The sequence below is a fragment of the Nodularia chucula CCY0103 genome, assembly GCF_963923915.1.
Lineage (GTDB): Bacteria > Cyanobacteriota > Cyanobacteriia > Cyanobacteriales > Nostocaceae > Nodularia > Nodularia chucula.
The window spans coordinates 1-7692 of sequence record NZ_CAWUOL010000147.1 but is presented as its reverse complement, the minus strand read 5'-3'; the positions used below and the strand labels follow the sequence as shown (position 1 = coordinate 7692).

Annotated in this window: 9 protein-coding genes; 2 read left to right on the top strand and 7 right to left on the bottom strand. The window is 39.0% G+C overall.

Translation table 11 applies throughout. The features are described from left to right. Nucleotides 1-44: 44 nt before the first annotated feature. The 4 genes from ACM0OP_RS23330 to ACM0OP_RS23315 form a co-directional block, all read right to left on the bottom strand. Nucleotides 45-647 carry a hypothetical protein gene (locus ACM0OP_RS23330; protein ID WP_414530792.1) on the bottom strand — a complete coding sequence of 201 codons (603 nt, stop codon included), beginning with the start codon at nt 645-647 and terminating at the stop codon, nt 45-47. A 646-nt stretch (nt 648-1293) separates the two neighbouring features. Further along, nucleotides 1294-2034 carry a hypothetical protein gene (locus ACM0OP_RS23325; protein WP_414530793.1) on the bottom strand — a complete coding sequence of 247 codons (741 nt, stop codon included), beginning with the start codon at nt 2032-2034 and terminating at the stop codon, nt 1294-1296. A 227-nt stretch (nt 2035-2261) separates the two neighbouring features. Further along, entirely contained in the window at nt 2262-2672 is a 411-nt protein-coding gene (locus tag ACM0OP_RS23320) for a QcrA and Rieske domain-containing protein (RefSeq protein ID WP_414530791.1), read from the bottom strand. Continuing rightward, nucleotides 2669-4357 carry an NAD(P)H-quinone oxidoreductase subunit 4 gene (locus ACM0OP_RS23315; RefSeq protein WP_414530790.1) on the bottom strand — a complete coding sequence of 563 codons (1689 nt, stop codon included), beginning with the start codon at nt 4355-4357 and terminating at the stop codon, nt 2669-2671. The genes ACM0OP_RS23320 and ACM0OP_RS23315 overlap by 4 nt, the downstream gene beginning before the upstream one ends. A 360-nt stretch (nt 4358-4717) precedes the next feature. On the opposite strand from ACM0OP_RS23315, the gene ACM0OP_RS23310 reads away from it, so the two are divergent. Then, on the top strand, nt 4718-4906 hold the full coding sequence (locus ACM0OP_RS23310) for a hypothetical protein (protein WP_414530789.1): 189 nt from the start codon (nt 4718-4720) through the stop codon (nt 4904-4906). Further along, on the top strand, nt 4903-5355 hold the full coding sequence (locus ACM0OP_RS23305) for a phosphate-starvation-inducible PsiE family protein (protein WP_414530788.1): 453 nt from the start codon (nt 4903-4905) through the stop codon (nt 5353-5355). Before ACM0OP_RS23310 ends, ACM0OP_RS23305 begins: the two co-directional genes overlap by 4 nt. A gap of 435 nt (nt 5356-5790) precedes the next feature. Here ACM0OP_RS23305 and ACM0OP_RS23300 read toward each other — a convergent pair whose 3' ends face one another. The 3 genes from ACM0OP_RS23300 to ACM0OP_RS23290 form a co-directional block, all read right to left on the bottom strand. Then, nucleotides 5791-6057: a hypothetical protein gene (locus ACM0OP_RS23300; protein WP_414530787.1), complete on the bottom strand. Its 267-nt coding sequence runs from the start codon at nt 6055-6057 to the stop codon at nt 5791-5793. 566 nt (nt 6058-6623) lie between these two features. After that, nucleotides 6624-7028 carry a type II toxin-antitoxin system VapC family toxin gene (locus ACM0OP_RS23295; protein ID WP_414530786.1) on the bottom strand — a complete coding sequence of 135 codons (405 nt, stop codon included), beginning with the start codon at nt 7026-7028 and terminating at the stop codon, nt 6624-6626. 6 nt (nt 7029-7034) lie between these two features. Continuing rightward, nucleotides 7035-7250: a hypothetical protein gene (locus tag ACM0OP_RS23290; protein WP_414530785.1), complete on the bottom strand. Its 216-nt coding sequence runs from the start codon at nt 7248-7250 to the stop codon at nt 7035-7037. Nucleotides 7251-7692 lie beyond the last annotated feature (442 nt).

Here is a 7692-nt window from a genome sequence, read left to right as displayed (position 1 = left end):
CTCAAATTATTGCCACATCTCATCTTGAGCCACCTTGTCACCCGTTAAGGATTAACGCTGGCTTCTAAGGTTTTGATTTGAGTTTGTAGTTCCACAATTCTTTGCACGTGCGATCGCTCCAAAGAATAACCTAACCAGATAAAGCTACCACCGAACACAGTAACCACGCCAGCTAACATAGTAGTCAGTAACATTACCTGAGAACGCAAGTGCTTCACTTCCTGAAGCTGATACTGAGGGTTAGTCACAGAATTAAGCTGATTGTGAGGATAATCTTCCACCACCAATTCTGCTTGGGTTGGCTCTGAGTCTGTGTTGGGGAAAGTCACTTTACTTTCCAGCCAGTTAGTAATTAATTCTGAACCATTTTTTTTAAACCAGCGCCAAGCAAAAATGCTAAATACTGGCTTGGATGTCCTGGAAATCAGTTTCAAACTTTTGTTGAGGGTTCGAGAACGAAATTTTTGGTTAATCAGGTTAATTGACCCGACATCATACAGTGAATCTAATACTAGCTTTACTGTACTTTCTTCTCTAGAAACCATATTTTGTAGCAAAAGAAACACATCATGAATCCGTTCTTTTTCTTTTTGCTTTTCTACCACAAAAGTTGTCTGGTCTTTTGATAATTCCTCTGGTTTATGCATAAAATATCAACTCGCGTTTTTGATTAAAGACTTATTTCTTACAGCAAATTTTTGGGAAAGGAGGTATGCAGATAGATACTTTGAACATACACACTTACAATAATTAATAATATTAATTACAGCAGGTTGCAGGTAAATGAGGAATAGTGAAACTCTCATGGGGTGGACATACTGCCCGCCTTTGTGTACCTCACCAAAATGAAAACTGCTGTATGTGTGTGACATTGACTCTATAACTGCCCTACTCCAGCAAATTAGATGATTACCGTAACGATTACAATTCTATTTAAAACTAGATGTGGGAATTATTTAACAAACTGTTGTGGTAGTTTCTTTGCCAGCCTAAAGATATAAAATATTAATGCAGCAACTAAGTAATCACTATCTATAACACATTATACATTCCATGCGATATTCACACTGTGACATATATCACTATTTTTGAGTTTTGATCTTCTCAAAGGTAAAAGGCAAAAGTAAAAATCACCTTTGCCTTTTATGTCTTCTTTTACAGCAGGTTAGAGTTAGATCAGGTACAGGGATAAAGAATAAGATTCCTGTGATGCAGCCAGCATTGGACTGAGTTGATCCCAAGTCTCATCTGCTACCTCTGTACCTCAATTAAACAAAATATACTGTATGGCAGTTAAAACCCACTGAAGTTGTAACCAACTCCCAATAACAGACCAATATCAGTTTCCCGGAAAAATCCAGCATTTACGGAAGCGGTAGCTGTGAATCTCTCGTTGAGAGGAAAATCAACGCCACCAGATATTAACAACGCAGTTTTTGAGTTACTACCTGTTTTAATAGCTGCACCTACTCCGACATAAGGGGCTAGTAAGATTGGCTCATCAAATGGATCTGCCGACTGTAAGTTGAAGTCGTAGGTAACGGGAACCAAGATTGTGGTGTTATTACCAAATACTGCGGAAGGTCTGACGGAAATTGTATTTGTAACTCCTACCTTACTGATAACGGCTAAGTTGCCATCACCTAAAGATGAGTCACCACCACCAAGACCAATGTTACCAGCAACGCCAATATAGCTACCACCACCACGAGTAGTTCTGCCAAAGTTAATATCGGCTTGTGCTAGTTCGGTGCTATGGGATGGAAAACTTGATGCTGATTCAGTCGTCAGGGATGCTGCTGAAGTGATTGATGTTCCTGGTAGAGGTGTGACTTCCTCGGTGTTAGAGTTGGGAAATTGCTCTAAAGCAACAGACTCAGAAGATGTAATATTGTCAGGAAACTCTGTTAGTGTTTGAGTATCTACTGTTTCAGCAACAGCTGATAAACCACTAGCCAACACGGTGAGTGCTGCTAGACCGGATAAGTAAAAGAAACTTTTTCCTTTCCGTAGGGTGTCATAGATTAGAGACATATTATTCACATTCACTCCTAACAAAATAGCCACGCCATAAAAATTTTGTGATCATGATTCCACTAAATTTTGGCGATATTCAAACTTTAACATCAGAAAATGACTTATCACATCTTGAATTAGACTTAAGTCTAATGAATTACTGTTATTTCCTGATTTTTTAGTCTTATCTGACTTATCCATCAGTCTCAATCCCCTAGCTAGACTTTGTTTTCACACAAAATCAGTTAGTTTGCCTTGACTAAAACTGAACTATTTTCAATTTTAGCTGTATAGGTTTTGAGTGGTTTTGTCGCTGGGCCTCTTAGCACTTGACCCTGACTATCGTATTCTGCCCCATGACAACGACAGCCAAATTTATTGGCTTCATTTTCCCATGTCACAGTGCAACCAGAGTGAGTACACCGGGCGTCAACAGCAATGAGGTTGGGGGTTGTGGATGTTCCTATTACTAAAACATTCACACTTGCCGATTCTTGCACCAACAATTGACCATCTTGATCTAAGTCTTCTACAGTGCCGATTGTTTGCCAATCTTCAGATGCTGTAGTCTGGGGGGAACAAGCGGCGATCGCCACAGGTAAGCTACTAGCTATTGCAGCCAAACCGACCCAGTTGATCAAATCACGGCGTTTCATTGCACCACTCCTAAAACAGGTACTGTCTCAGATGTAGGGATGCTGGGAGTCAATAACCCTTGGGCATAGATTTGGGGATTGCTTTGGGAGATCGTCATCAGAGATTGGCGGACTTGAGCATTGATCTCCACAGTCTTGACATCATACATCTGCATAGCTAATTTGGGGTAAAAACCAATACCAATAATTAGCACTAAAAAACAGGCAGCAATAAACACTTCACGTGGTCTAGCATCACTATAAACAGTTTCATCCGGTACGAGGCAATCAGTACCAAAACAAGCTGTTCCTTCATCCTCCTGATTTTCTGTAGCTGCGTTATTCACGTCACACATGATTAAGGCGCTAGTTCCATAAAATACCTGTCGTAGCAGGTTCAGGAGATAAATTGGCGTAAGGATCACACCCACTGCGGCTAAGAAGACCGTAACAATACAGAAAGTGGAGCTGTAGACATCACTAGTGGTTATACCCAGAAATACCGAAATTTCGCCCACAAAGCCACTCATCCCTGGGAGTGCTAAGGATGCCATTGCTCCTATAGTAAATAATGCAAATACTTTAGGCATTACCTGACCAATACCACCCATATCATCCATAACCATCGTGCGAGTGCGATCGTAAGTAACACCTGCTAAGAAAAATAGCACCGACGCAATTAAACCGTGGGAAATCATCTGTAACATCGCACCACTAATGCCCAAATCCGTAAAAGAGGCAATACCTAGTAGTACAAATCCCATGTGAGAAATGGAGGAATAAGCTAGACGACGCTTCATATTCGATTGAGCGAAGGAGTTCAATGCACCATAGATAATATTCACAACCCCCAGAATGGCTAGAACAGGTGCAAAGTAAATATGTGCATCGGAAAAAATTCCCAGATTCAGACGAATTAATCCATAACCACCCATCTTCAGCAGCACACCCGCCAAAATCATCGATACTGGGGAAGAAGCTTCTCCGTGAGCATCAGGTAACCAAGTATGCATGGGGAATACAGCCAACTTCACACCAAAAGCAATCAGCAATCCCGCATATAGTAGTAGTTCTAAATTGAGGGGATAATCTTTCAGTCCCAATGCAGCTATGTCGAAAGTGATATCACCACCACCGTAAAATGCCATTGCTAGTGCTGCTACTAGAATAAATATGGAGGCTGCGGCTGTGTATATCAAAAATTTGGTGGCTGCGTAGCGACGCTTCTGTCCGCCCCAAATACAAATAAGTAGGTATACAGGAATTAGCTCTACTTCCCACATAATGAAAAACAGCAGCAAGTCCTTGGCAACAAATACTCCTATCTGGGCTGAGTACAGGACTAACATGAGGAAATAAAATAGGCGTGGTCTGCGATCAACTTGCCAAGCTGAAAAAATTGCTAGTGTTGTTACCAGCCCTGCTAAAAGTACAAAGGGAACTGATAACCCATCTACAGCCACTGCCCAATTAAGACCTAATGCAGGCATCCAGGTATAACTTTCTTCTAGTTGAAAACTAGCATTCCCAGCATCATAATTGTGCCAGAAGGCGTAGCACATTAAGATTAAGTCAGTAAATCCTACACCCAGTGCATACCATCTTACCCACTTGCCATCTTTATCGGGTAGCACAGGGATAACCAGAGCAGCAATGAATGGTAGCAGGACAATTGCAGTTAGCCAAGGAAATTGATCTGCCATCACATTACTCAGAAATAATACTTGTTACTAAATCATCTCATAAGTGTGAATTTTTTGGAGAATTTTTTAATATATTAGGATTACCATAAACATGACATTTGAATTATCCACAAATTTTGTCCAAATCAAAAAAGCTTTTTTCTACTCCCTACTCCCCAACTAAATTTTGTGCATTGCCAAGAATGAAGCTCTTAGCTCTAGCACTTCTGATTGTGGAGAGTTTTTTGTATAAAAATTGACGTTAATTTTTTAAGCCTGCTATAAAATAGCTAGGTGCGTCACAAATACAACAGGACTAAATCTTTAAAGACTAAATTTGCCAATTATCTAGAACTGGACTAAGTTCTATGGACAACCGTGATCATGAAATTTATTTGGCAGCCAGAGCGATTATCTTCAACCGACTCATACTTAGAAACCGATCTGAACGCTTCACCACCGGGAAAAACATCCGCAGTCCCCCTGGAAGATATGGCGATTAGAGCGCGTTTTGATTGCATTATTGGTGATTTCCTGTTTATATTTACAGTTAATACCACAGAAATAAAATGAGGCGTTTATTCCGCAAGATTGGCAATTTAGCTAATGACGAAAATTTTATGCACCTGATAGAAAATATCGAGGTGCTTGTTGCTAAAGTATTATCACTGGCGATGGTGGTGGTAATTATAGCAGCTATTTTTGATCTAGGTTTTTATCTCATTAATCAGTTATTCACCAGCCCTTATGGCAAGTTTCATCAAGTATTATTTACAATTTTCGGCTTATTTTTGAATATTTTAATTGCTTTAGAGATATTAGAAAATATTACGGCTTATCTCCGCAAGCACGTGGTTCATGTTGAGTTAGTTATTGTGACTTCTTTAATTGCAGTGGCGCGGAAAATTATTATTCTTGATTTAGAAAAGGTAACAGGTGTTACTATTATTGGTTTAGCGGTTGCTGTTTTATCTCTATCTATTGCTTATTGGATTATTCGTAACAGTAATGTTAAGCATTAGGGTGAATTACATAGGGATGATAGACATCTGAAAGATGTTTTTTTGCATTAAGTGCGAGAATAACTCTAACACTCTAACTATGTGACTTACAGCGATTTCCAATTATATAAGGTACATCTTAGCCCCCTCATCCCTTGCGGGGTGGGGTTCTTGTAACTCATCACACTGGGAAGTGGTGTATACCAAGAATCAACTGGTATAGTCCATTTACAGCATCCCCAAATTTTGCGAGACGGGTTAATTGAAATTCCCGCAGGAAGAGATACTAACCCCCATATCCAATTTTTTGCCCGAACAAACCCAGGTTATCGCCAGGGGGAAAAATTAGTTTGTTTAACTGAAATTAGTTATGACAATCTTACTCGTGCTGGAAAAAGGATGTAGGAGTCAGAATCATCTTTACAATTCCTCCAAGATTATCTGCTGCTTTAATTTTTATCCCCTGGAGAAATTATCGACTCTGACATCTTTCCAAATATCAGAAACTTGCCAACCTGAGTTACCCACAGATTGGATAATGGGATGAGTGCGGAATGGAATATAGTTAATCTCTGCATTCTCTAGATATTCTTCGTATTCTTCAACTATCGGTTCTGGTTCTGGAATATCAGGGTTCTCTACTGTCAAACCCTTTTCTTCGGCTTCTTCCATGAGTTTGATTTTATCTAGGAGAAGTTTTTCAGATTTTTTGATGAGTTTCATGTTAATTTTAGTGCTTGGAAAACTAGAGATTAAAAAAACGAAAATCTTAATATTGATTCTGAAAGAGACTAGTGTAGTCTTACAAGAATCTTTAGAGATATCCGCAAAAAGTTATTATGAACTTGGGTGTGAGAAAAATTACTTCACCAGCAATATATCAAGGCAATTGTACTGTAAATATTGCCGCATTGATCACAATCTTGAGAAATAGTTTCTACAGTATCAAGATTTTTGCCCCTGTTGTGAAGCTTTTACAGGCTTCTACCTGTAGCATCAGGTTTAATTATGGTAATCTCAAACATAGAAAAAGATTCGTAGGGAAAGTTTCGCCCTGAAGATCAGATATATGCTGATTTCATTCAACTAATTGGCAAAACAAACCATAATAGCTATCTGATTTTAACCTCTAGAGAAAAGCCTGCTAAAGTCGCCATCTCAGAGGGGGTAGGTTTAACGGTGCGTTCCCTGAAGTTGGATTGCTCCCCAGTCAAAGCCAAATGAGTAATTTTGGTTGGTGAGGTCAAGGGGAAACTGACGGAGGATAAGTTAGGGGAGGAGTCAGCTATTCACACAGAACGCCAATTTTCGATTTGCAAGTTAGGTACTCTTTGAAATTCTCGGACATTAGATGTCACCACGATGTGATTATTAATGACTGCGGTAGCTGCAATGAGGACATCATAAGCACCAATAGGTGAACCTGCTTGTTTCAGAAAGCTTCTGATTTGGGCTGCTTGTTCTGCTTCTTTCGAGTCAAAAGGTAAAATTGTAATTGAATTTAATAAGGTTTCAATAATTGATTGAATTTTAATAGCGCGTTGTGGGTTGATAGCTAATCCATATTTCACCTCCATAACTGTTAGAGATGAAGCAAAAATTTCAGCAGGGGAGATTAATTTTATTCGCTGGAGGGTGTTTTTTTCTCCTTTGACAAAATCACTAATAACGCAAGTATCCAGGAGATAACCCATAAATGATTAAAGTTCTATTTCGTTAGGTGGTATTAGTTCATCTCGATATGATTCAAAGATGATACTTTCTTTTACACCTTGATATTGCATGAGCATTTCTGGCCATTGGCTGGGTTTAGCTTCTAGGAAGGTGACGAAAACTAGGCTTTCACTAATGTTTTGCGGTATTTCATCCAGTTCAATTTTTCCATTTTTATAAATTCCTGGAATGGTTTTTAACATATAGCTTACCTCCTAGTACCGCTTCGCGGAAGTCAAAAGTTTACCCTGAGCAAAGTCGAAGGGTCAAAAGTCAAAAGGCTTTTATTCTAGTATTTTTAGCTTTGGAAAATAATATCCCTATTTACGCCGTTATATACTAGATGAATTTTAACCGATTTTTTCTAATTTAGGACTTACGCACTGTACAAATTTCTGGTTTTGTAAGTTAAGAGCAATAGGTTATTTCAGGCTTTTATCAAGGGATGATTGATAAATAGCGTAGCCCGCCGCAGGCATCGCCTAAAAAGTGTGGAAAAATTAAGGTTTAATGCCTGAAGTCCACACCCCCTATTTGGTTTGTCCTGTCAATGCGTAAGTCCTATAATTGTTCTGTCATCCTGTTTTTTATGTATTAGACATATCCTTAATATAAACAATAAGGTATAATAAAGAACAAAAGCAA

What these genes read in the sequence shown, in the direction of transcription:
- ACM0OP_RS23320 (WP_414530791.1), bottom strand. Translation starts at nt 2,672, where the DNA reads ATGAAACGCCGTGATTTGATCAACTGGGTCGGTTTGGCTGCAATAGCT.
- ACM0OP_RS23300 (WP_414530787.1), bottom strand. Translation starts at nt 6,057, where the DNA reads ATGAAACTCATCAAAAAATCTGAAAAACTTCTCCTAGATAAAATCAAA.
- ACM0OP_RS23310 (WP_414530789.1), top strand. Translation starts at nt 4,718, where the DNA reads ATGAAATTTATTTGGCAGCCAGAGCGATTATCTTCAACCGACTCATAC.
- ACM0OP_RS23325 (WP_414530793.1), bottom strand. Translation starts at nt 2,034, where the DNA reads ATGTCTCTAATCTATGACACCCTACGGAAAGGAAAAAGTTTCTTTTAC.
- ACM0OP_RS23295 (WP_414530786.1), bottom strand. Translation starts at nt 7,028, where the DNA reads ATGGGTTATCTCCTGGATACTTGCGTTATTAGTGATTTTGTCAAAGGA.
- ACM0OP_RS23290 (WP_414530785.1), bottom strand. Translation starts at nt 7,250, where the DNA reads ATGTTAAAAACCATTCCAGGAATTTATAAAAATGGAAAAATTGAACTG.
- ACM0OP_RS23305 (WP_414530788.1), top strand. Translation starts at nt 4,903, where the DNA reads ATGAGGCGTTTATTCCGCAAGATTGGCAATTTAGCTAATGACGAAAAT.
- ACM0OP_RS23330 (WP_414530792.1), bottom strand. Translation starts at nt 647, where the DNA reads ATGCATAAACCAGAGGAATTATCAAAAGACCAGACAACTTTTGTGGTA.